The organism is Sphingomonas sp. 77B, assembly GCF_056497825.1.
This window is the reverse complement of record NZ_JBWMBY010000001.1, coordinates 2,245,435-2,267,761: the sequence shown is the minus strand read 5'-3', so window position 1 is coordinate 2,267,761 and position 22,327 is coordinate 2,245,435. Positions and strand designations below refer to the sequence as shown.

Annotated in this window: 22 protein-coding genes; 15 read left to right on the top strand and 7 right to left on the bottom strand. The window is 66.7% G+C overall.

Annotated features, from left to right (window positions below):
- Positions 1 to 43 precede the first annotated feature (43 nt).
- Complete coding sequence (gene rho, locus AC1GI4_RS10685; protein WP_042486922.1) at positions 44 to 1,300, top strand: transcription termination factor Rho; 1,257 nt, start codon at positions 44 to 46, stop codon at positions 1,298 to 1,300.
- Between the two features lie 352 nt (positions 1,301 to 1,652).
- Here rho and AC1GI4_RS10680 read toward each other — a convergent pair whose 3' ends face one another.
- On the bottom strand, positions 1,653 to 2,147 hold the full coding sequence (locus tag AC1GI4_RS10680; RefSeq protein WP_433909358.1) for an outer membrane protein assembly factor BamE: 495 nt from the start codon (positions 2,145 to 2,147) through the stop codon (positions 1,653 to 1,655).
- 144 nt (positions 2,148 to 2,291) lie between these two features.
- Between AC1GI4_RS10680 and AC1GI4_RS10675 the strand changes: the two genes are divergently transcribed.
- Complete coding sequence (locus AC1GI4_RS10675; RefSeq protein WP_433909359.1) at positions 2,292 to 2,825, top strand: ubiquinol-cytochrome C chaperone family protein; 534 nt, start codon at positions 2,292 to 2,294, stop codon at positions 2,823 to 2,825.
- The gene (locus tag AC1GI4_RS10670; RefSeq protein WP_479629481.1) at positions 2,822 to 3,349 is read left to right on the top strand and encodes a YceD family protein; all 528 of its coding nucleotides are present in this window, start codon (positions 2,822 to 2,824) and stop codon (positions 3,347 to 3,349) included. The genes AC1GI4_RS10675 and AC1GI4_RS10670 overlap by 4 nt, the downstream gene beginning before the upstream one ends.
- A gap of 72 nt (positions 3,350 to 3,421) precedes the next feature.
- Here AC1GI4_RS10670 and AC1GI4_RS10665 read toward each other — a convergent pair whose 3' ends face one another.
- Positions 3,422 to 3,955, bottom strand: a complete 534-nt coding sequence (locus AC1GI4_RS10665; protein ID WP_479629480.1) for a SixA phosphatase family protein — start codon at positions 3,953 to 3,955, stop codon at positions 3,422 to 3,424.
- Positions 3,952 to 6,687: an ATP-dependent DNA helicase gene (locus AC1GI4_RS10660; RefSeq protein WP_479629479.1), complete on the bottom strand. Its 2,736-nt coding sequence runs from the start codon at positions 6,685 to 6,687 to the stop codon at positions 3,952 to 3,954. The genes AC1GI4_RS10665 and AC1GI4_RS10660 overlap by 4 nt, the downstream gene beginning before the upstream one ends.
- 377 nt (positions 6,688 to 7,064) lie before the next feature.
- Between AC1GI4_RS10660 and AC1GI4_RS10655 the strand changes: the two genes are divergently transcribed.
- Positions 7,065 to 8,636, top strand: a complete 1,572-nt coding sequence (locus tag AC1GI4_RS10655; protein ID WP_479629478.1) for a lysine--tRNA ligase — start codon at positions 7,065 to 7,067, stop codon at positions 8,634 to 8,636.
- Between the two features lie 125 nt (positions 8,637 to 8,761).
- Here AC1GI4_RS10655 and AC1GI4_RS10650 read toward each other — a convergent pair whose 3' ends face one another.
- Entirely contained in the window at positions 8,762 to 9,463 is a 702-nt protein-coding gene (locus AC1GI4_RS10650) for a dienelactone hydrolase family protein (protein ID WP_294269142.1), read from the bottom strand.
- Between the two features lie 70 nt (positions 9,464 to 9,533).
- Here AC1GI4_RS10650 and AC1GI4_RS10645 point away from each other — a divergent pair, with 70 nt between their 5' ends.
- The 6 genes from AC1GI4_RS10645 (at position 9,534) to AC1GI4_RS10620 (ending at position 15,278) form a co-directional block, all read left to right on the top strand.
- Positions 9,534 to 9,758: a DUF6489 family protein gene (locus tag AC1GI4_RS10645; RefSeq protein WP_042486898.1), complete on the top strand. Its 225-nt coding sequence runs from the start codon at positions 9,534 to 9,536 to the stop codon at positions 9,756 to 9,758.
- Positions 9,759 to 9,765: 7 nt separating this feature from the next.
- A complete protein-coding gene (gene mnmE, locus AC1GI4_RS10640; protein WP_294269144.1) occupies positions 9,766 to 11,052 on the top strand; it encodes a tRNA uridine-5-carboxymethylaminomethyl(34) synthesis GTPase MnmE in 1,287 nt (428 codons plus the stop codon).
- Between the two features lie 68 nt (positions 11,053 to 11,120).
- On the top strand, positions 11,121 to 12,956 hold the full coding sequence (gene mnmG / locus AC1GI4_RS10635) for a tRNA uridine-5-carboxymethylaminomethyl(34) synthesis enzyme MnmG (RefSeq protein WP_479629477.1): 1,836 nt from the start codon (positions 11,121 to 11,123) through the stop codon (positions 12,954 to 12,956).
- A complete protein-coding gene (gene rsmG, locus AC1GI4_RS10630) occupies positions 12,953 to 13,567 on the top strand; it encodes a 16S rRNA (guanine(527)-N(7))-methyltransferase RsmG (protein ID WP_479629476.1) in 615 nt (204 codons plus the stop codon). Before mnmG ends, rsmG begins: the two co-directional genes overlap by 4 nt.
- Entirely contained in the window at positions 13,564 to 14,355 is a 792-nt protein-coding gene (locus AC1GI4_RS10625) for a ParA family protein (protein ID WP_294269155.1), read from the top strand. Before rsmG ends, AC1GI4_RS10625 begins: the two co-directional genes overlap by 4 nt.
- Positions 14,352 to 15,278 (top strand): ParB/RepB/Spo0J family partition protein, encoded by a 927-nt coding sequence (locus AC1GI4_RS10620; protein ID WP_479629475.1) that lies wholly within the window; start codon positions 14,352 to 14,354, stop codon positions 15,276 to 15,278. Before AC1GI4_RS10625 ends, AC1GI4_RS10620 begins: the two co-directional genes overlap by 4 nt.
- Before the next feature lie 183 nt (positions 15,279 to 15,461).
- Here AC1GI4_RS10620 and AC1GI4_RS10615 read toward each other — a convergent pair whose 3' ends face one another.
- Positions 15,462 to 16,130: an HAD family hydrolase gene (locus AC1GI4_RS10615; RefSeq protein WP_479629474.1), complete on the bottom strand. Its 669-nt coding sequence runs from the start codon at positions 16,128 to 16,130 to the stop codon at positions 15,462 to 15,464.
- Complete coding sequence (locus AC1GI4_RS10610; RefSeq protein WP_479629473.1) at positions 16,127 to 16,786, bottom strand: YggS family pyridoxal phosphate-dependent enzyme; 660 nt, start codon at positions 16,784 to 16,786, stop codon at positions 16,127 to 16,129. Before AC1GI4_RS10610 ends, AC1GI4_RS10615 begins: the two co-directional genes overlap by 4 nt.
- 40 nt (positions 16,787 to 16,826) lie before the next feature.
- Between AC1GI4_RS10610 and AC1GI4_RS10605 the strand changes: the two genes are divergently transcribed.
- Positions 16,827 to 17,324 carry a thiamine phosphate synthase gene (locus tag AC1GI4_RS10605; RefSeq protein ID WP_479629472.1) on the top strand — a complete coding sequence of 166 codons (498 nt, stop codon included), beginning with the start codon at positions 16,827 to 16,829 and terminating at the stop codon, positions 17,322 to 17,324.
- A gap of 66 nt (positions 17,325 to 17,390) precedes the next feature.
- Complete coding sequence (locus AC1GI4_RS10600) at positions 17,391 to 17,873, top strand: hypothetical protein (RefSeq protein ID WP_479629471.1); 483 nt, start codon at positions 17,391 to 17,393, stop codon at positions 17,871 to 17,873.
- Between the two features lie 28 nt (positions 17,874 to 17,901).
- Here the strand turns inward: AC1GI4_RS10600 and AC1GI4_RS10595 are convergent, their stop codons facing one another.
- Positions 17,902 to 18,612 carry a hypothetical protein gene (locus tag AC1GI4_RS10595; RefSeq protein WP_433909373.1) on the bottom strand — a complete coding sequence of 237 codons (711 nt, stop codon included), beginning with the start codon at positions 18,610 to 18,612 and terminating at the stop codon, positions 17,902 to 17,904.
- A gap of 229 nt (positions 18,613 to 18,841) precedes the next feature.
- On the opposite strand from AC1GI4_RS10595, the gene AC1GI4_RS10590 reads away from it, so the two are divergent.
- Genes AC1GI4_RS10590 through lptE form a run of 3 tightly spaced genes read left to right on the top strand, consistent with a single transcriptional unit; the run spans position 18,842 to position 22,314 of the window.
- Complete coding sequence (locus AC1GI4_RS10590; RefSeq protein ID WP_175311146.1) at positions 18,842 to 19,276, top strand: DUF3576 domain-containing protein; 435 nt, start codon at positions 18,842 to 18,844, stop codon at positions 19,274 to 19,276.
- 12 nt (positions 19,277 to 19,288) lie between these two features.
- The gene (gene leuS, locus AC1GI4_RS10585) at positions 19,289 to 21,790 is read left to right on the top strand and encodes a leucine--tRNA ligase (protein ID WP_479629470.1); all 2,502 of its coding nucleotides are present in this window, start codon (positions 19,289 to 19,291) and stop codon (positions 21,788 to 21,790) included.
- Positions 21,787 to 22,314, top strand: a complete 528-nt coding sequence (gene lptE / locus AC1GI4_RS10580; protein WP_479629469.1) for an LPS assembly lipoprotein LptE — start codon at positions 21,787 to 21,789, stop codon at positions 22,312 to 22,314. The genes leuS and lptE overlap by 4 nt, the downstream gene beginning before the upstream one ends.
- Positions 22,315 to 22,327 lie beyond the last annotated feature (13 nt).

The window sequence follows — 22,327 nt, the reverse complement described above, 5'->3', positions numbered from 1 at the left end:
GCGATCCTCGCCGACCGACGCCCTCCGACCATCCGGACCGATCATGCATCTGAAAGACCTCAAGAAGAAAACCCCCGCCGACCTCGTGCAGCTGGCCGAGGAATTGGGGGTCGAGAGCGCGTCCACGCTGCGCAAGCAGGACCTGCTATTCGCCATCCTGAAGGAGCAGGCGGAAAAGGGCGACCAGATCATGGGCCTGGGCACGATCGAGGTGCTGCCCGACGGCTTCGGCTTCCTGCGTTCGCCCGAAGCGAACTATCTGGCCGGTCCCGACGACATCTATGTCTCGCCCAACCAGGTCCGCAAGCACGGCCTGCGCACCGGCGACACGGTGGAAGGCGAGATCCGCGCGCCCAAGGATGGCGAGCGTTATTTCGCGCTGACCAAGCTGACGAGCGTCAATTTCGATGACCCGGAAGCCGTCCGCCATCGCGTCAATTTCGACAACCTGACCCCGCTCTATCCCGAGCAGAAGCTGATCCTCGACCCCGCCGACCCGACCCAGAAGGACAAGTCGGCGCGCGTCATCGACATCGTCTCGCCGCAGGGCAAGGGCCAGCGCACGCTGATCGTCGCGCCCCCGCGCGTGGGTAAGACGGTGATGCTGCAGAACATCGCCAAGGCGATCACCGACAACCACCCCGAAGTCTTCCTGATCGTCCTGCTGATCGACGAGCGTCCGGAAGAAGTCACCGATATGCAGCGCTCGGTGCGCGGCGAGGTTGTGTCCTCGACCTTCGACGAGCCCGCACAGCGCCACGTCCAGGTCGCCGAGATGGTGATCGAAAAGGCCAAGCGCCTGGTCGAGCACAAGAAAGATGTCGTCATTCTGCTCGACTCGATCACGCGCCTCGGCCGCGCCTACAACACCGTGGTCCCGTCCTCGGGCAAGGTGCTGACCGGCGGTGTCGACGCCAACGCGCTCCAGCGGCCCAAGCGCTTCTTCGGTGCGGCGCGCAACATCGAGGAGGGCGGTTCGCTCTCGATCATCGCCACCGCGCTGATCGACACCGGCAGCCGCATGGACGAGGTCATCTTCGAAGAGTTCAAGGGCACCGGCAACTCGGAAATCGTCCTCGACCGCAAGGTCGCCGACAAGCGCATCTTCCCGGCGATGGATGTGGGCAAGTCGGGCACTCGCAAGGAAGAACTGCTGGTCGAGAAGGACAAGCTGTCCAAGATGTGGGTGCTGCGCCGCATCCTCATGCAGATGGGCACGATCGACTCGATGGAGTTCCTGCTCGACAAGATGAAGAATTCGAAGACCAACGAGGATTTCTTCGATTCGATGAACCAGTAAGGCGCGCGCCGGGGCTTCGGCCCCGCCGACGTTACGGTTTGATGGGTTCGCTGGCGGGAAATAGGCCCGCTTGCGAACCCATTTTCGTTTTGGGGCGTTAGCAGGCCCGATCCCACCCCCTTTCGGGATCGTGCCGGTCCAAGCACGGCACGGCCGCGTCGTTGCTTAACACGCGACGCGGCCAAACGGGGGTGGGGCCATTATTGCCAAGCCAGCCACCTCTACCTCCGTTCGCACTGAGCGAAGTCGAAGTGCACGCCCCATCACTGGCCAAGGGATTCCCGTGGCCTTCGACTTCGCTCAGGCTGAACGGAGGTTAAGGGTTCGACGGGGTAAGAGAGAAACCCAGCCCTTACGGCCGGGTACGCCCGCCGCCCATGCCGCCCTGGCCGGGGCCAGCCCCCGGCGCGCCGACCGCGCCAATGTTGCCGAACAGATCCTGGAAGAAACCGCGCTGGCGACCCAGGGTCGGGGTGGTCTTGCCATAGGGCGAGATGTCGGCGACCTGATCGACGCCCGCACGGCGGATCGTCGTGACGTTGCCCGCCTGGTCGAAGCTGATCTGCAGCGTGATCTGCGACACTGGATGCGGCAGGGTGTAGCCCAGATTGCGGCTGTCCCGCGCGACATAATACCAGTCGCCGCCATTGAACTGGCTGGTGATCGTCGGCGTGCCCAGCGTCTGGAGCACCGACTGGCGATTGTCGACGCCCGGCTGGATCGAGTTGACGAGATCGGTGTCGACCACATAACCCTGATGCGACCGCAGCGGCGTACAGGCGCCCGCGGCCAGGGCCAGGCCGATCCCGAGGGCGGCGAGCCGGGTGGAAGAAACGCTCATCATCATCTCCGGGCCGGGTGATCGGCCGCACTACGCGGGTGTCAGCACTGGCGATCGATCCGCTCGACCGTCGCCCCCTCGATATGCGAAGGGAAGGGCGCGCACAAGCATGGCGCGGTGATGATCGTGCAGGATAAAGGGGAGGGGCGGATGGCCTCAGGCTGGCTGAAGCGGACGATCGCACGCTATTTCGGACGCGACGGGGATGCGGCGTTGCCGCTGTACAATGCCGTGGTGCTGCACGCGCGCGAACCGCATTGGTATCTGGACGGTGGGGTGCCCGACACGGTCGATGGCCGGTTCGACATGATCGCCGCGATCCTCTCGCTTGTCCTGATCCGGCTGGAGGCGCTGCCTGAAGGAACCGAGATGGCGGCGCGGCTGACCGAACGCTTCGTCACCGACATGGACGGGCAGCTGCGCGAACTGGGCATCGGCGACATCGTGGTCGGCAAGCATATCGGCCGGATGATGGCGATGCTGGGCGGGCGTCTGACCGCCTATCGCGAGGGGCTGGCCGGGGATGCGGCGGCGATGGACGCCGCGTTGCTGCGCAACCTGTATCGCGGCGAGGCGCCCGCCGATCCGCAAGCACTTGCCCATGTTCGCGAGGCGCTTCGCACCCTACATGGACGATTGGCGGACGTTTCGCTCGTCCGACTCACCCTTGGAGAATTGCCGTGACCCCCGAATGGAGCCGCCCCGAAAAGATCAACACGATCGGCGAGCGTGAAAAGCCGGTGTCGATCGACACCACGCCCGACGAACGCCGGGCGCTGGCCGGGCGGTTCGGGTTGCTGTCGGTCGATGCGCTGTCCGCGGATCTGGTCGTGCGGCGCGATGCGGCGGGTATCCTGGTCACCGGCACGGTGCGCGGCGCGGTGGTGCAGCCCTGTTCGGTGACCGGCGACCCGGTCCCCGCCAAGATCGACGAGCCGGTCGCGCTGCGCTTCGTCGAGCCTTCCAGTCACGGTACGGACGAGGAAATTGAACTGTCCGAGGATTCGCTCGACACCATCGAGATCGAGGGCGGCACGATCGACTTGGGCGAGGCGGCGGCCGAAACCATGGCGCTGTCGCTCGATCCCTTTCCGCGCAGCCCCGAGGCGGCGGCGACTCTGAAGGAAGCGGGCGTCATCAGCGAGGAGGAAGCCGGGCCGCTCGGCGCGCTGTCGGGGTTGAAGGCGATGCTCGAAGGCAAGAAGTGACCTGTTCCTCCCCAAGCTCGCTTGGGGAGGGGGACCGCCGGGCGCCAGCCCGTGGGTGGAGGGGTAGGCGGTTTAAGGCGTATCCGGCCCCAGCGTCGGGTCCAGGTCGCGCGGTCGGATGAATGCGACCAGCGTCGCGCTATGGGCCCGCGCCTCCGCCCAGCGATCGACCGGCAGTGTCATCTGCGCCACCGTCGCGGTGGGATATTTATCCTCGACCCGTTCCCGCAATTCGCCATCCAGCGTCAGGTCGAGCACCAGATCCTCCAGCCCCGGATTGTGGCCGACCATCAAAACATGGTCCGCGTCATCGGGCAGCGCCTGGACCAGATCGAGCAGGCTGGCGGCGGACGCGAGGTACAGCGCGCGGTTCCAGACCGGCTCCAGAGTCCGGCCGTAACCGCTCCACACCTCGTCCAATGTCTCGATCACGCGGATGGCGGGAGAGGCGAGGACATGGTCGAAGGTGAACCCTTCCGCCTTCAGGTGCCGCCCGATCATCGCCGCCGCGCGCCGTCCTTTGGCGTTGAGCGGCCGGTCGAAATCGCGGGCGACCGGATCGTCCCAGCTCGACTTGGCATGGCGAAGCAGTGTCAGCGTCTTCATCGGATCGGCGTCTCCGTCGCGGCGGCTGGCAGGGTTTCGTGCTTGCCATGCCCTATCGGCGCGTCGGAGGAAAGCCGCCCTGCGACCCGCGCGACCGCTTCATCCAGGGTCACGCGCGAAATCGAGACACCCGGCGGAAAAGCGTCGAGCAATCGTGACGGCATGGCGGCGGACAGCAGCACGAACGCGCCACGATCGTCGGCGCGCCGGATCAACCGCCCGAACGCCTGCGCCAGCCGCGCCCGCACGATCCGGTCGTCATAGGCGCTGCCGCCGCCCGCCAGCTTGCGCGCGGCGTGCAACACCGTCGGCTTGGGCCAGGGCACACCCTCCATCACCACCAGCCGCAGCGAGGAGCCGGGCACGTCCACCCCGTCGCGCAGCGCGTCGGTGCCAAGCAGCGAGGCGGACGGATCGTCGCGGAAGATATCCACCAGCGTGCCCGTGTCGATCGGGTCGACGTGCTGCGCATGCAGCGCCAGCCCGTCGCGCGCCAGCCGGTCGGCGATCCGACCATGCACGCCGCGCAACCGGCGGATCGCGGTGAACAGCCCCAGCGTCCCGCCCTTGGCCGCCGCGATCAGCCGGGCATAGGCATTGGCGAGCTGGGGAATGTCGCCGCGCTTCACATCGGTGACGATCAGCACCTCGGCGCGGTTGGGATAGTCGAACGGGCTGGCCGCGACGAAATGGGCGGGCCCGCGCGCCAGATGCGGGGCCCCCGTCCGCGCCTCCGCCACGTCCCAGTCGCCCCCGGCGCGCAAGGTGGCTGAGGTGACGAGCGCGCCGTGCGCGGGCTTCAGCACGATCTCGGCAAAGGGGCGGGTGGGGTCGAGCCAGTGGCGATGCAGGCCGATATCATATTCGCGCCCCTCCGCCCGATCAACCGCCAGCCAGTCGACGAAGTCGGGATCGACCGGCCCACCGATCCGAGCGAGCAGGGAGAGCCATGCCGCCACCGTCTCCGCGCGCCATGCGATGGAGGCGATCGCCCCTTCCACCCGCGCGCGCGCCTGTCCGTCGAGCCAGTCGGGTGCTTCCTGCAACACCGCCTCCAGCCTCTGGCCGAGCGTCACCAGCGGGCGCAGCAGTGCGTCGAGCGCCTGGGCGGCGGGCCCGGCGGCTTCGATCAGCGCGGGCGAGGGATCGGCCAGTTCGGTCTCCAGCCCATAGCCCGCATCGCCCGGCTGTTCGGCCCGCGCAAAGGCCAGGCCGCGCACCGCCGCCAGCAACGTCTCGATCGGGCCGAAGGGCTGGCCCTCCGCCAGTCGCCCGAGCCAGCCTTCGCTCGCCAGCGCCTGGGCGGCCTGTACGGCGTCACCGATCGCGCGGTTGCCGCCCTCGTCATAGCTGGCGACGTCGGACAGCCGCGCCGCCAGTCCCCGGCGACGCCCGCGCGATCCCGCTTCGGGGCCGAGAATCCAACGGCGCAGCTCGATGGTCTCCGAACCTGTCAGCGCCGTGGCGAACATCGAGTCCGCCGCGTCGAACAGGTGATGGCCCTCGTCGAAGACATAGCGGGTCGGCCGTGTCTGCGTCTCGCGGCCGCGCGCCGCGTTGACCATGACCAGCGCATGGTTGGCGATGACGATGTCCGCCTGCACCGAGGCGCGGGCGGCGCGCTCGATGAAGCATTTCCGGTAATGCGGGCAGCCCGCATAGACACACTCGCCGCGCCGGTCGGTCAGCGCGGCTGAGCCGTTGCGGCGGAACAGCGTCGTCAGCCAGCCGGGCAGGTCGCCGCCGACCATATCGCCGTCGCTGCTATAGGCCGCCCAGCGCGCGACCAGTTGCGCCAGCACCGCCGCGCGTCCGGCGAAGCCGCCTTGCAACGCATCCTCCAGATTGAGCAGGCAGAGATAATTCTCCCGCCCCTTGCGGGTGACGACGCGTTCCTTGCGCAGTACTTCGTCGGGAAAGATGCGCGCGGTCTCGCCGCTCAGCTGGCGTTGCAGTGCCTTGGTATAGGTGGATATCCACACCGCGCCGCCCGCCCGCTCGGCCCAGAGGCTGGCGGGGGCGAGATAGCCCAGCGTCTTGCCGATGCCGGTGCCCGCTTCGGCCAGCACCATATTGGGCGTGTCGCGCACCGCGCGCGGCGCGAAGGCGGCGGTGACGGCGGCAGCATAGGCGCGTTGTCCGGGGCGTTCCTCCGCGCCCTCGCCGGTCAGGTGGCGCAGCCGGTCCTCGGCATCGGCGGGCGGCAGGTCGATGGTGCGCGGGGCGGGGCGGGGGGCGTCCTCCTCCCATTCGGGCAAGGCGCTGAACAGCCATCGCTCGTTGCGCTCGGGCCGGGTCAAGCGGGGCCCGATCAGCGGGGCCCAGGGCCAGCGAAGTCGCGCCAGGCTCTGCGCGGTGGTCCATGCCCCCTCCCGCTCGGGCCAGGCCCCGTCGGGAGTGGCGAGCAGTGTCTCGGTCGCGCGGAGCAGGAAGGCGGCGACCTCGGCATCGCTCTCCGGCGGCTCCAGTCCGCAAGCGCGAGCAAGACCATGTGGGGTGGGGACAGCAAACCGCGTGGGGCGTAGGAATGCGAAGAGTTCGAGGATGTCGAGACCGGAGAGTTCGGCATAGCCCAGCCGCTGGCCAATCAACGGCGCGTTGAGCAGGATGACCGGGGTTTCGGAGGCCAGCCCGATCGCTTCGCCGCGTGAGACGGCGCGGGTCTGTCCGCCGGTGGAAATCCACACACCGCTATGGCTGGCATGAAGGGCGGGGTGGGGAAGCGCGGTCACTCTGTTGATTTGGGGGAGCGGGAACAGGTTGGCAACGGGGCGTGTGGGATTTGTCCGTTTTCAACGCCGGGTTGTTTGGCGCTGGCCCTCCCCCATCCCAGTTTCGGGTAAGCGATGCCCCGCATCGTTTAGGTCATGCCGGGGGCATGACCGACCCAAAACTCGCCTGCGGGAGGGGTGTGTATTGTTGAAGCGTAGCGCGCGCCTTACGCGGTAAGCCCCTCCCGCAGGCGGGAGGGGTTTGGGGAGGGAAGGCCCTGTAGGACCACATTCCTGTTCCACGTGGAACAAGTTCACCCTGTTGATAACCCCGTGCATAAAACCGGCACAATGCAAAACCCATTGTGCATCACGCCCCGGCTTGCCAGAGCATCACCATGACAGACGAACTCCGCTCCACCGCTCTCGAGTCCAAGGCCTGGCCCTATGAGGAGGCTCGCAAGCTCCTCAAACGCTATCCCGATGGCAAGCCGGGCGGCGAGCCGATCCTGTTCGAAACGGGCTATGGCCCATCGGGCCTGCCGCATATCGGCACGTTCAACGAAGTGCTGCGCACCACCATGGTCCGCAACGCCTTCCACGCGCTGTCCGACCAGAAGACGCGGCTCATTGCCTTTTCGGACGATATGGACGGTCTGCGCAAGGTGCCGGACAATGTGCCGAACCAGGAGATGCTCCGCGAACATCTCGGCAAGCCGCTGACCCAGGTGCCCGATCCGTTCGAAAAGTTCGACAGCTTCGCCGCGCATAACAACGCGCTGCTGCGCCAGTTTCTCGATCGGTTCGGCTTTGAATACGAGTTCGCCTCGTCGACCGAATATTACACCTCGGGTCGGTTCGACGACGCGCTCCGGCTGGTGCTGAAACATTATCAGGGCATCCAGGACGTGATGCTCCCGACGCTCCGCGCCGAGCGTCGCGCCACCTATTCGCCCGTCCTGCCGATCAGCCCCAAGTCGGGCATCGTCCTGCAGGTGCCGGTCGAGGTGATCGACGCCGAGGCGGGCCTGATCGCGTTCGAGGATGAGGGCGAGCGGATCGTCCAGTCGGCGCTGGGTGGCCTGTCCAAGCTACAATGGAAGGTTGACTGGGCGATGCGCTGGGTCGCGCTGGGCGTGGATTACGAGATGGCGGGCAAGGACCTGATCGACTCGGTCACCCAGTCGTCGAAAATCACCCGCGTGCTCGGCGGTCGTCCGCCCGAGGGCTTCAACTATGAGATGTTTCTCGACGAGCATGGCGAGAAGATCTCCAAGTCCAAGGGCAATGGCCTCAGCCTCGATCAGTGGCTGACCTATGGGCCGGAGGAGAGCCTAGCCTTCTTCGCCTATCGCGAGCCGAAAAAGGCCAAGCAGCTGCACATGGGCGTCATCCCGCGTGCGGTGGACGAATATTGGCAGTTCCGGGTCAACTATCCCAACCAGTCGCTCAAGGAGCAGTTGGGCAATCCGGTGCACCATATCCATGACGGCAAGCTGCCCGAGGGTGAGTTGCCGGTGACGTTCGGCCTGCTGCTCAACCTGGTCGGGGTGATGGGCGAGGCGACCAAGGATCAGGTCTGGGGCTATCTCGCCAATTATGTGCCGGCAGCGTCGGCGGAGAAATATCCCGAACTCGACCGGCTGATCGACCATGCGCTGGCCTATGCCCGCGATTTCGTCGCGCCGACGCTCCAGCGCCGTGCGCCCGAACCGCACGAGGCCGAGGCTCTGCGCCAGCTGGACACGCAGCTCGCAGCGCTTCCGGTGGGGGCGACGGCTGAGGACATCCAGAATATCGTGTATGAGATCGGCAAGACCGACGCCTTCCCGTCGCTACGCGACTGGTTCAAGGCGCTGTATGAGACGCTGCTGGGTTCGGCGCAGGGCCCGCGCATGGGCAGCTTCATCGCGCTTTACGGTGTGGATAACAGCCGCAAGCTGATCGCCGAGGCGCTGGCCAAAGCATAAGCCGTCGTCATTGCGAGGAGCGGAGCGACGCAGCAATCCAGCGTCTGGGTTGATCGCCCTGGATTGCTTCGCTGCGCTCGCAATGACGGAGGAGGGGGGAGCGGCTTGCTCCCCCCTTTTTCATATCAGCCGAGATGTTCGGCAAAGAACGCCATGGTGCGTTCGTCCGCCAGCTTGGCCGACTCCTCGGAGCGGCGCTGACCGAACTCGGTCGCGAAGCCGTGATCTTCGCCCGCATAATCGTACAGCGTGACCTTGCGATGGTTATCCAGCCCCTCGTGCATCCGCTTCTGCGCGTCCTTGTCGACGAAGTGATCTTCCTCGGGGATATGGAGCAGCACGGGCTTGGCGATCGCCTGCTTCTCGCCGAGCAGGCCGTCGATGCCGACGCCGTAATAGCCGACACTGGCGTCCACATCGGTGCGCGCCGCGGTCATGAAGGCCAGCCGCCCGCCCAGGCAATAGCCGACGACGCCGACCTTGGTGTCGGCACCATGTTCGTCACGGATCGCCTTGATCGTCGCCTCGATATCGCGAATGCCGCCATCCTGGTCGAACTTGCCCATCAGGTCGAGCGCCTGTTCCATCTCGTTGGGGACGTCCGGGTCGAGTTCGATGCCGGGCGCGATCTTATGGAAAAGATCGGGTGCGACGGCCAGATAGCCCGCCTCGGCCAGCGTGTCGCACTTGCGGCGGATGCCGGCATTCACGCCAAAGATTTCCTGGATGACGATGATCGCGGCCTTGGGGCTTCCCTCCGGCTCGGCATAATAGGCGTTGAACTGGCCTTCGCCGGACGCGGCGGCGATGGTCTTGGTGGCAGTCATGCGGGTCTCCTGTGGTCGTCGCGACCATAACGCCTTATGCCGGACTTGGTCGCGTGATGGAGAATGGCGCATGAAAGTGAATGTGGAAATCGACTGCACGCCCGAAGAGGCGCGCCGCGCCATGGGCCTGCCCGACCTCACGCCGATCCATGAGCGTTATGTCCAGATGATGCTCGATACGATGCAGTCGGGGGTGAAGCCCGAGATGATCGAGGCGATGATGCGCAACTGGGCCCCGATGGGGGAGGCGAGCATGACCATGTGGCGCCGCATGTTCGAGGGGCAGAAGGGCTGATCCTGTCATGACCGACACGATCTTCGCCGTCTCCAGCGGACAGCCGCCCGCCGCCATCGCGGTGATCCGGGTCAGCGGCCCGGCGGCCTTTGCGGCGGCCGAGCGGCTGGGCGGGCCTTTGCCCGAGCCGCGGCGGGCCAGCCTGCGCACCTTGAAGGACGGGGCGGGGGCGGCGCTGGATTCGGCCTTGCTGCTGCGGTTTCCTGGGCCCGCGACCGCAACCGGCGAGGATCTGGTCGAGCTGCATTGCCATGGCGGGCGCGCGGTGGTCGCGGCGGTGGAGGCGGCGCTGGCGGCGCTTCCCGGCACCCGTCGCGCCGAGCCGGGGGAGTTCACCCGGCGCGCCCTGCTCAACGGCCGGATCGATCTGGCCGAGGCGGAAGGGCTGGCCGATCTGCTGGAGGCGCAGACCGAGCGGCAGCGACGCGCGGCGATGGCCGCCGTCGAGGGGCGGGTGAGCCAGGAAGTGCGCGGCTGGATGGACCGGCTGGCGATGCTGTCGGCGATGATCGAGGCGATGCTCGACTTCGCCGAAGAGGATGACGTGCCGCTCGATGCGGCGGCGGTGGCGCGGATCAAGGACGCGATGCACGCGCTCGCCATCGCCATGCTGGAGGTGGTTGAGCGGCCCTCGGTCGATCGGCTTCACGACGGCATTCGCGTGGTGCTGGCCGGGCCGCCCAATAGCGGGAAGTCAACGCTGCTGAACCTGCTGGTCGAACGCGAGGCGGCGATCGTCTCTCCGATCGCGGGCACGACCCGCGACCGGATCGAGGCGAGCGTGCTACGCGGAGGGGTCGCCTATGTGCTGACCGACACCGCCGGGCTGGCCGAGGATACCGACGATGTGATCGAGGCGATCGGCGTGACCCGCGCGCAGGAAGCGATCGTTCAGGCGGACATCCTGCTGTGGATGGCCGACGCGCCCCCGCCGCGTGTCGATGCGATCTGGCTCCATTCGCGCGCCGATCTGCCGGGGCGAGACGGCTTGCCCGAGGGGCGGCGGCTGGCGGTGCGGCGTGACGATCCCGCTAGCGTGGCGGCGGTTTGGGATGCCCTGGCCGGGGCGGCCGCGGCCTTGCTCCCGCGCGAGGATGCGGTCGGCTTCAAGCGGCATCAGCAGGACCAGTGCCGCCGCGCGGCCAATGCACTGATCGCCGCGCCGACCGACGATGTGCTGCTGATGGCCGAGGAGTTGCGCGTCGCCCGGCAGGCACTGGCCGAGGTGCTGGGCGTCAGCGCGACGGAGACGATGCTTGACGCTCTGTTCGGGCGCTTCTGCCTCGGTAAGTGAATGTTCCACGTGGAACGTTAACCATGCTTGGCTTTGACGCTGCCCGCCCGTTCCGGTAGGGCGGGAGCATGTTTGATGTCGTAGTGATCGGTGGCGGTCACGCGGGAACCGAGGCCGCTGCGGCGGCTGCGCGCCGGGGTGCGCGGACGGCCCTTTTGTCCTTTGATCGTCATGGCCTGGGCGCCATGTCCTGCAATCCGGCGATCGGCGGATTGGGGAAGGGCCATATCGTGCGCGAGGTCGATGCCTTTGACGGGCTGATCGGTCGCGCGGCCGATCAGGGTGCGATCCATTACCGGATGCTCAACCGGAGCAAGGGCACCGCCGTTCAGGGCCCGCGCGTCCAGGCCGACCGGCGGCGCTATGCCGGGGCGATCCAGGCGATGCTCGCCGCGCAATCCAATTTGACCATCGTCGAGGGCGAGGCCGAAGCATTGGTCCTCGACGGCGAGCGCGTGGCCGGGGTGCAGCTGGGCGACGGCAGCATCCTGTCGGCGCGTGCGGTGGTGCTGGCGACCGGGACGTTCCTGGGCGGACGGCTGTTCCGCGGCGAGGAACGGCATCTGGGCGGGCGGATCGGCGAGCGCGCCGCGACCCGGATGGCCGAGCAGCTTCGCGCGCTGGGCCTGCCCATGGCGCGGATGAAGACCGGCACGCCGCCGCGTCTCGATGGCCGGACGATCGACTGGGCGAAGCTGGACGAGCAGCCCTCCGACACCGATCCCTGGACCATGTCGCCGATGACGGCGGCCCGGCCACTGCCCCAGATTGCCTGTGCGATCACCCGGACGACCGAGCAGACCCATGCGATCATAGCGGCGGCCTTTCACCGCTCGCCGCTGTTCACCGGCGCGATCGAGGCAAATGGCCCGCGCTATTGTCCGTCGATCGAGGACAAGATCAAACGCTTCGCCGACCGTGACAGCCACCAGATATTCCTAGAGCCGGAGGGGCTGGACGACCCGCTGGTCTATCCCAACGGCCTGTCGACCTCGCTGCCGACCGATGTGCAGGCGGCGATGATCGCCTCCATGCCGGGGCTGGAGCGGGCGGTCGTCACGCTGCCGGGCTATGCGGTGGAATACGACCATATCGATCCGCGCGCGCTCGACGCCCGGCTGGCGCTGGGGGCGCTGGCGGGGGTGTTCTGCGCGGGGCAGATCAACGGCACGACCGGCTATGAGGAAGCGGCGGGGCAGGGGCTGATCACCGGGCTCAATGCGGCCGCCCATGCATGTGATCTCTCCCCGGTGATCCTCGACCGCGCATCGAGCTATCTGGGCGTGATGATCGACGATCTGGTGCTGCAGGGCGTGACCGAGCCGTATCGCATGCTGACCGCGCGGGCCGAGTATCGTCTTTCGCTACGCGCCGACAATGCCGAGACGCGGCTGGGCGGAATTGCTGAAGCCGCTGACTGTCTGTCGCCCGAACGGCTGGCGCATCGACGGCGGCGACAGGAGCAACAAGCGACGTTGCGGGAGCGGCTGTCCGTGGTGCGTACCGCGTCCGACGTGGCGCGCGGCGGGGCAGCCATCGCGCAGGATGGCGCCCGGCGGACGGCCTATGAGTGGCTGCGCTTCGATGGCGTGACGCTCGCGCATGTCGCCCCCGACGCGGCCGAAGGGTGCGATCCGGCCGTGGTTGCGGAGACGCTGGAGGACGCGCGTTACGCTCCCTATGTCGAACGGCAGGCGGAAGAGGTTGCCCGGCTCCGCGCCGACGAGCGGATCCTGTTATCGCCTGCGCTCGATTACGCCGCCATTCCCGGCCTGTCGCAGGAGATGATCGACCGGCTCACCCTCGCGCGTCCCGCCACGCTGGCGGCGGCTTCGCGCATTCGCGGCATCACCCCCGCTGCTTTGTCGGCAGTGCTTCTCTACGCTCGAAAGGTCGCCGCATGAACGAGGATCAGGCCCGCGACTGGGCGGCCGAGCGCTTTGGCGAAGACGCCGCGGCCCGGATCGACTGGTTCCTGGACCGGGTGGTCGTCGAGAACGACCAGCAGAATCTCATCTCGCCTTCCACCATCGGCACGATCTGGAGTCGTCATGCGATCGACTCGGCACAGCTGATTCCGTTGGCCGACCGGGCCGATGGGCAGTGGATCGACATCGGCACCGGCGGTGGTTTTCCGGGCATGATCGTCGCGATCGCCTGGCCCGGCCGCGTGGCCCTTGTCGAGCCCCGCAAGAAGCGGGCGGAGTTCCTGCAGGAATGTGTCGACGGGCTGGGCATGGGGGACCGGGTGACGGTCCATGCCGCCAAGATCGAAGCGGTGCCGCTCCAGGCCGATATTATTTCTGCTCGTGCGGTGGCGACAGTCGAAAATCTTTTGCGCGCGGCCGTCCACTGCGGCAAACAAGAGACGCGGTGGCTGCTGCCGCGCGGCCGCCTGGACGAGCGCGAAATCAAGACCCTCAAGCGGCAATGGCGCTTCGTGTTTCACGTGGAACATAGCATCACGTCGGCGGAATCGTCGATCGTGATCCTCGACCGAGTAGAGGCCCGATGATCTGCGTTGCCATCGCGAACCAGAAGGGTGGGGTGGGCAAGACCACCAGCGCCATCAACCTTGCCACCGCGCTGGCGGCGACCGGCCTGAACGTCCTGCTGATCGACCTCGATCCACAGGGCAATGCCTCGACGGGTCTGGGCATTCCCAACAGCCAGCGGATGTTCTCCAGCTATCATGTCCTGCTGGGCGAAGCGCGGATCGACGATGCGGTGGTGCATAGCCAGGTGCCGCGTCTCGACGTGGTGCCCGCGACGGTCGATCTGTCGGGCGCCGAGCTGGAGCTGGTCGATTTCGAAAATCGGACGCATCGGCTGGACCATGCGCTGCGGCGAACGCAGGGCAATTGGGATATCGTGCTGGTCGACTGCCCGCCCTCGCTCGGGCTGCTGACGATCAATGCGATGGTCGCGTCCGATTCGCTGTTCGTGCCGCTGCAATGCGAGTTCTTCGCGCTGGAGGGGTTGTCGCAACTTTTGACCACGGTCGAGCGGATCCGCGCGCGGTTCAATCCGGGCTTGGCGATCCTGGGTGTGGCCTTGACGATGTATGACCGGCGCAACCGGCTGACCGACCAGGTGTCGGCCGATGTCCGCGCCGTTTTGGGGGGTGTAGTGTTCGATACGGTGATTCCGCGCAACGTCCGGCTGTCGGAGGCGCCCAGCCATGGTCTGCCCGCACTGATTTATGACCATCGCTGCGTGGGCAGCCAGGCCTATATCGCACTGGCGCGGGAGATGATCGCGCGGCTGCCGCTCGGCACCCAGCCGGGGGCGGCGGCAGCATGAGCGGTGACACGACTGCCAAACGGCCGCGTCCCGGCCTGGGTCGCGGCCTTGGGGCATTGCTCGGCGATATCGCGCGCGAGGCCCCGATCCGCCCCGGCGATCAGCCGACGCCGGGTGGCGTACGCATGCTGCCGGTTGGCTCGCTGCAACCGCATCCCGACCAGCCGCGTCGCCATTTCGAGGAGGCCGCACTCGACGAACTCGCCGCCTCGATCGCGGCGCGCGGGCTGATCCAGCCGATCGTCGTCCGGCCGCATGGCAAGGACTATCAGATCGTCGCGGGCGAGCGTCGCTGGCGCGCGGCGCAGCGTGCACGCCTGCATGAGGTGCCGGTCGTCGTCCGCGATTTCGATGATGCCCAGACGCTTGAAGTCGCGCTGATCGAGAATATCCAGCGGCAGGACCTGAACGCGATCGAAGAAGCGCAGGCCTATCAACGGCTGGCCGGTGAGTTCGGCCATACCCAGGAGGCGCTGGCCAAGATCGTCCACAAGTCGCGCAGCCATGTCGCCAATCTGCTGCGCCTGCTCGAACTGCCCGACACGGTGCAGGGGCAGGTCGTCAGCGGGGCGCTGTCGATGGGCCACGCACGGGCGCTGCTCGGTGCCAATGAGGTCGAGGCGCTGGCCGATCAGGTGATCGCGCGCGGCCTGAGCGTTCGCGAGACCGAGAAGCTGACCCGCGAGGCCAAGGGGGGGGGCCGCAAGGGTTCGGACGGTGCGGAAAAGAGCGGAGCCAAGGGGCCGGGGGGACAGGATGCTCCCGATGCCGACATCGCCGCGCTGGAGGGGCAGCTTGCCGACCTGCTCGGCCTGTCGGTTCGCATCGCGCATGGCGAGAAGGGGGGCACGCTGACCCTCAGCTATTCGACGCTCGACCAGCTCGACATGGTGTGCCAGCGACTGACAGGTGAGGGGATTTGAAAGGGATACGCAAGAGCCCTGTTGGGTCCGGCGCAATTCTCTTTTGATTTTTGACGGGGGCTGATCCCGCCGCCGTTCAGCGTGAGCGAAGTCGACGGCCATGGGAATGACCCTCGTGGCTCAGCGCGGAACGTGCACTTCGACTTCGCTCAGTGTGAACGGATGTGGGGTGCGTGACGGATTTCAGAACCCCAGTTCGCGCCGCACATCGCCATAATCCTGCGCGATCGCGGCGACGCCGATGTCCCGCAGCCTTTGGTCATGGCCGATCGCGCAGTGCGTGCCCATGCACATGCCGATGACATGCCCGCCGCTCGCCACCGCGCCGGTCGCCCCGACGGGGGAATCCTCCAGGATCGCGCAATCCTCGATCCGCACCCCCAGCTGTTTGGCGGCGTAGAGATAGAGGTCGGGGGCGGGCTTGCCGTGCGTGACATGCTCGCGCCCGCTATAGATATGCTCACCGAACAACTCGCGCAGGCCGATATGGCGTAGATGGCGGTCGATCCAGACGGTCGGGCTGGACGAGACGATCGCCTTGGGAAAATTGGCGGGGAGCGACTTTACGAACGCCACCGCACCCTCAATCGCGGCCACGCCTTCCGCCATGGCGCGGACGTCCTCGGCGCGGCGGGCTTCGTAGAAGCTCTCGGGCAGGGTGTGACCGATCCGCCCCTCGATCGCCGCGATGAAGTCCTTGCCCGCCAGCCCCATATAATGGTGCATCGCTTCTTCGGGCGTATGCGGATGGCCGTTGGCGGTCAGCCATTCGCCGAGGTGCCGATTGCCCTCATATTCGCTGTCGATCAGGACGCCGTCGAAATCGAACAGGAGCGCGGCGAAGCGACTCATGCCCGCGCCCCGAACAGCGCGCTGCCGATGCGGACATGGCTGGCGCCCAGCATCGCGGCGACCTCATAATCCTCGGACATGCCCATGCTGAGCTTTTCCAGCCCCAGTTCGCGCGCCATCTTGGCAAGCAGCGCGAAATAGGGGGCGGCGTCCAGCCCGTGCGGCGGGATCGCCATCAGGCCGATAATGGGAAGCCCGGCATCGCGCGCCGCCGCCAGCATGGCGGGGGCTTCGCCGATGGCACAGCCACCCTTCTGATCCTCGTCCCCGATATTCACCTGAAGGAAGCAGTCGGGCCGCTTGCCACTCTTGTCCATCGCCTCAGCCAGCGCGGCGATCAGCGAGGGGCGGTCGACGGTGTGGATCACGTCGAACAGTTCGACCGCATCGACGGCCTTGTTCGATTGAAGCTGGCCGATCAGGTGCAGTTCGACGCCCGGATAGGCCACGCGCAGATCGGGCCATTTGGCGGCGGCCTCCTGCACCCGGTTTTCGCCGAAGACACGGTGCCCGGTGTCGAGCAATGGGCGGATCGTGTCGGCATCATGGGTCTTCGACACCGCGATCAGGGTCGGGGTCGCGTGCTTCCCCAGCTTGGCAGCGTGCTGAAGCTGGGCGGAGACGGTGGCAAGGCGGGAAACGCTGTCGTCGGTCATGCCCGGCGCTATAATGCCCCCAATGGCCGACCGATACCCCGTGACATGGCTGATGACCGACGAGCGGCTGGGGGAGGGGCTTTGGACCGCATTGCGCAGACTGCCGCCGGGTTCGGGGGTGGTGTTCCGCCATCACGCGACGCCCCCGGCCGAGCGGCGGGCGATCCACCGCCGGGTCTGGCGAATCACCAGGGCACGGGGATTGGTGCTGCTGGTGGCGGGGGGGGGCCTGCCGGGTGACGGGGTCCATAAAAGCGGGCGGACGAGCGGCATGCAAAGCTGGCCGGCGCATGACCGGGCGGAAGCGATGGCGGGATGGAAGGCTGGTGCGCATCTGTTGTTCGTGTCGCCGGTTTATCCCACCCGGTCGCATCCCGGCGCACCCGCATTGGGTTTGGGGCGTGCCGTTCAGATCGGTCGTGGGTTGCGCCTGCCGCGAATCGCGCTGGGCGGAATGGACGCGGCCCGGTTTCGCATCTTGCGCCGCCACTTTCACGGCTGGGCGGCGATCGATGCATGGGGCCAGTATTCGTCATGACCGGGTCCAGGATTCGTCATGCGAATCGTCCGATGATCCTGCAACCATATCGGGAGGAATGGGGCTGTGTTTGCATTGATCCTGACGATGGCGACACATGCGCCGCTTCCCAAAGGCCTTGCCGACTTTATCCGGGACAAGAAACTGACCCGCTACGACTATGCGTTGGCCGATCTGAATGGCGATGGCCGCCCGGAAGCGCTGGTCTATGCCATCGCGTCGACGCACGGTGAGGGGCAGCCGGATTTTTGCGGTTCCGGCGGATGCTGGCTTTACGTTTTGGCACTTCGCCCAGACGGCTATCGCCGGATTTCAGCCATCAGCGTCACGCGTCCGCCGATCCGTATCCTGTCCACCGCGTCACATGGCTGGCACGATCTGAGCGTTCTGGTCGCCGGTGGGGGGATCCTGCCGGGTTATCGCGCACGGCTGCGCTTTGATGGGGAAACGTACCCCACCAATCCCAGCATGGCGCCAGCCCAGCCGATAAATGGGCTCGATCGCGGCAGGACCGTCATCGTTGCCGAGGAACTACGTCCATCGCCCTGAAATACCGGCAGTCGTCCGCCGACAGCGCTTAGAAGCGGAAGGCCGTACCCAGATACACCGCCTGGCTGTTGCGGCGATCGTCGTCGATCCGGGCCAGACGCTCACGATCCGAGCGATAGCGGACACCCGCCGTCACATCGAGATTGCGGGTCAGCGAATAGGACCCGCCCATGTCGAGCGAATAGCTGGCGGGCATGTCGATCATCTTGGGCGCATTGTCGAGCGGACGGTCGCTCGACGCCTTCACGCGGCCGGTGAAGCGATTCGCGGTATAGCTGACCGCCACGTCGGCGCTTTCGCGGCTGCCCGGCAGACCGGCCAGATCGACGCGGGCGATGTCACCCGACAGGGCCACGCGCTTCCAACCCACCGAGGCACCCAGATTATAGGAGATCGGGGCCAGGCCCACGGTCGGGGCGGTATCGGCCGCGATTCGCTCGGCATTGGTACGGCTGCTCTGTGCGCGGATCGCGACGGCGACCGGACGGTTGGCACCGCGCTGGCTTTCCGCCGGGGTGAAACGCAGGTCGCCGGTGTCCAGCCCGCTCTTGGCGAAGATCGCCGCAAGCCGGGGATCGGCCGCAGCCGGGGTGAAGCCGCCACGGGCCAGCAGGCTGAGTCCGCGAGGCCGAACCGGGGGCTTGTTCTGATCGACCGCGCCGATGGCGGGCGCGACCATCGCCGTCGTGGCGGCCAGCGCCCCGATTGCGATTCCGATCACCACACGCCCGAACGACACGGTCCACCCCTTTTATGAGACCCTTTTACGAGATTGCTCCTAACATGGAATCATCCGTGAGCGATCCCATTGTTACGCAGGCAATCGCGAATCTTGTCCGAGTGTTGCGCAACTTCCACAGAATCGGTCGTCTCGTTCATGATGACCGGGCGCTTGCCGGGGTGGCGGGGCCCCTGTAGAGGCATAGGTAACCCTTATTCCATCCTTCATCGCAGTCAGGATAATGCCGATGCTTCGCCGTTCCGCCACCGCGTTCGCGGTTATCGCCGCTTTGTCGCTCGGCGCCTGTGCCGGTAAGAAGGAACGCCCGCAGGGTGACCTGGCCGCGTCGAAGATCACCACGATCGGCGTCAATTCCTATCTGTGGCGCGCCAGCCTCGACACGCTGAGCTTCATGCCGCTGGCCGAGACCGATTCCAACGGCGGGGTCATCGTCACCGACTGGTACGTCAATCCGCAGGTCCCGACCGAGCGGATGAAGGTCACCGTCACCATCCTGGACCAGGATCTGCGCGCCGATGCGCTGCGCGTCACCGCGCTGCGCGAAGTCAATCGCGGCGGCCAGTGGGTGGAAGCGCCGGTCCAGGCCGCGACGACCCAGAAGCTGGAAGACATCATCCTCACCAAGGCGCGCGACCTGCGCCGCGCCTCGATCACGAAGTAAAAGACGACCCGAATGGCCTCGCGTTACAATGCCCTGAAATCGGATTCGAGCTGGCAGCGGATCTGGGAGGAGCGGCGCACCTTCGCCGCCGACGACCACAGCACCAAGCCCCGGTCCTATGTCCTTGAGATGTTTCCCTATCCCTCGGGGCGCATCCACATGGGGCATGTCCGCAACTATACGATGGGCGACGTGCTGGCGCGCTATCGGCGGATGATCGGGCATGAGGTGCTGCACCCGATGGGCTGGGACGCGTTCGGCATGCCCGCCGAGAATGCCGCGATGGAAAAGGGCGTCCATCCGGGCGGCTGGACGCGCGACAATATCGCGACGATGAAGGCGCAGCTGAAGCGGCTGGGCTTCGCGCTCGACTGGACGCGCGAGATCGCGACCTGTGAGCCCGATTATTACGGGCATGAGCAGGCGCTGTTCCTCGACCTTTATGCAGGCGGGCTGGTCTATCGCAAGGAATCGGCGGTCAACTGGGACCCGGTCGACATGACCGTGCTGGCCAATGAACAGGTGATCGACGGGCGCGGCTGGCGCTCGGGCGCGCTCGTTGAGAAGCGCAAGCTGAACCAGTGGTTCCTGAAGATCACCGACTTCGCCGACGAGCTGCTGGAGGGGCTGACGACGCTCGAGCATTGGCCCGACAAGGTGAAGCTGATGCAGGAGAACTGGATCGGCCGCAGCCAGGGCCTTCAGTTCCGCTTCGCGCCTCTCACGCCGTTGACCGAAGCCATCGAGGTCTACTCGACGCGACCCGACACGATCTTCGGGGCGAGCTTCATCGCGATCGCGGCGGACCACCCGATCGCGCGCGAAGTAGCCCAGTGGAATCCCGAAGCCGCTGCGTTCATCGAACGTTGTAAGGCAGGCGGCACGACCGCAGCGGAGCTGGAAACCCAGGAAAAGCTTGGTTTCGACACGGGTTACGAGGTTCTGCACCCGTTCGACTCGGGTTGGACATTGCCGGTCTATATCGCGAACTTCGTGTTAATGGATTACGGCACCGGCGCGGTCATGGGTGTACCCGCTCATGACCAGCGCGACTTGGATTTCGCGCGGAAATATGGCCTTGAGGTTTGCCGCGTCGTTTCAGACGGCAGCACAACCGACCTGACCTTTGAAGGCGACACCGCCTATACCGGTCCGGGTGCGATCGTGAATTCCCGTTTCCTCGACGGGCTGGATGTGGAAGCCGCCAAGGCCGCCGTCATCGCCCGTGCCGAGAGCGAAGGCTGGGGCCAGGGCCAGACCGTCTACCGCCTGCGCGACTGGGGCGTCAGCCGCCAGCGTTATTGGGGCACGCCGATCCCGATCATCCATTGCGAGGATTGCGGTGCGGTGCCCGTGCCCAAGGACCAGCTGCCGGTCACCTTGCCCGAGGACGTGACCTTCGACGTGCCCGGCAACCCGCTCGACCGCCACGCGACGTGGAAGCATGTCGACTGCCCGACCTGCGGCAAGCCCGCCCGGCGCGAGACCGACACGCTCGACACTTTCGTCGACTCGTCCTGGTATTTCATCCGCTTCGCCAGCCAGCCCAAGGATCGCCCGTTCGATCCCGAGGTGGTCAAGAAGTGGCTGCCCGTCGGCCAATATATCGGCGGCGTCGAGCATGCGATCCTGCACCTGCTCTATGCCCGCTTCTGGACCCGTGCGCTCAAGCATATCGGTCTGATCGACGTGGCGGAGCCCTTTGCAGGCCTGTTCACGCAAGGCATGGTCACGCACGAGAGCTACAAATCCTCGGACGGCCGCTGGCTGGCACCCGGCGAGATCCGCGACGGCATCGAAATCGCGACCGGTCAGCCGATCACCGTCGGCCGCGTCGAGAAGATGTCCAAGTCCAAGAAGAACACCGTCGATCCCGAGCCCATCGTGGACCAGTATGGCGCGGACGCGGTACGCTGGTTCATGCTGTCCGACAGCCCGCCCGAACGCGACCTGCCCTGGTCGGAATCGGGCATCGAGGGCTCGTGGCGCTTCGTCCAGCGCCTGTGGCGTCTGTTCGACGGGTCGGAAGCCGCCGAGGGCGAAGACAAGGCGCTCTCCCGCAAGCTGCACCAGACCATCGCGGGCGTCGCAGCGGATATCGAAGCGCTGGCCTTCAACAAGGCGGTCGCCAAGCTGTACGAGCTGGTCAACGCCATCGAAAAGGCCAAGCCCTCGGCCGCCCGCAACGAGGCGATCCGTACCACCATGTTGCTGGTCGCGCCGATGGTCCCGCACATGGCCGAGGAAGCCTGGGCCGGGATGGGCCAGGACGGCCTGATCGCCGATGCCGCCTGGCCCGCAGTCGACGAAAGCCTGCTGGTCGAGGACGAGGTCACCGTCGCGGTGCAGGTCAATGGCAAGCTGCGCGACACGCTGACCGTCGCCAAGGGGCTGCCCAAGGATCAGCTGGAGGCGACCGCGCTGGCGTCCGAGAAGATCGTCCGTGCGCTGGACGGTGCCAGCCCGAAAAAGGTGATCGTGGTGCCCGACCGTCTGGTGAATATCGTCGCATGAGCCGGGCTCTTCCCCTGATCGCCGCCGGTCTGGCACTGACGCTCGGTCTGTCGGGCTGCGGGCTGCATCCGCTCTATGCGGGGGGCAGTTCCGGCCCGGTCGCCACCGCGCTGTCGCAGATCGAGGTCGCGCCGATTCAGGGGAAGGCGGGCTGGCTGATGGCCAATGCGCTGAACGACCGGCTGGGCGGCAAGACGGGCAATGCGCGCTACCGCCTGGACGTGAAGCTGGACGACCAGATTCGCGGGCTTGGCGTGCGGCGCGACGACTCGGTGGTGCGCGAACGGCGAATCCTGCGCGCGCGCTATCAGCTGGTCGACCAGACGAGCAACGCGGTGCTGGTCGACGCCACCGCCGGATCGGACGCCGGGATCGACGTCGTGCGTTCCGAATATGCGACGATCGCGGCGGAGAACACCGCGCTGGAGCGGCTGTCGGTGATCGTCGCGGACGAGATCGTCGCGCGGCTCGCCACCTATGCCCGGTCGCGGCCCGGCGAGGCGATGGTGCCCGCCCGCCCGTGAAAGCGCATCGGCC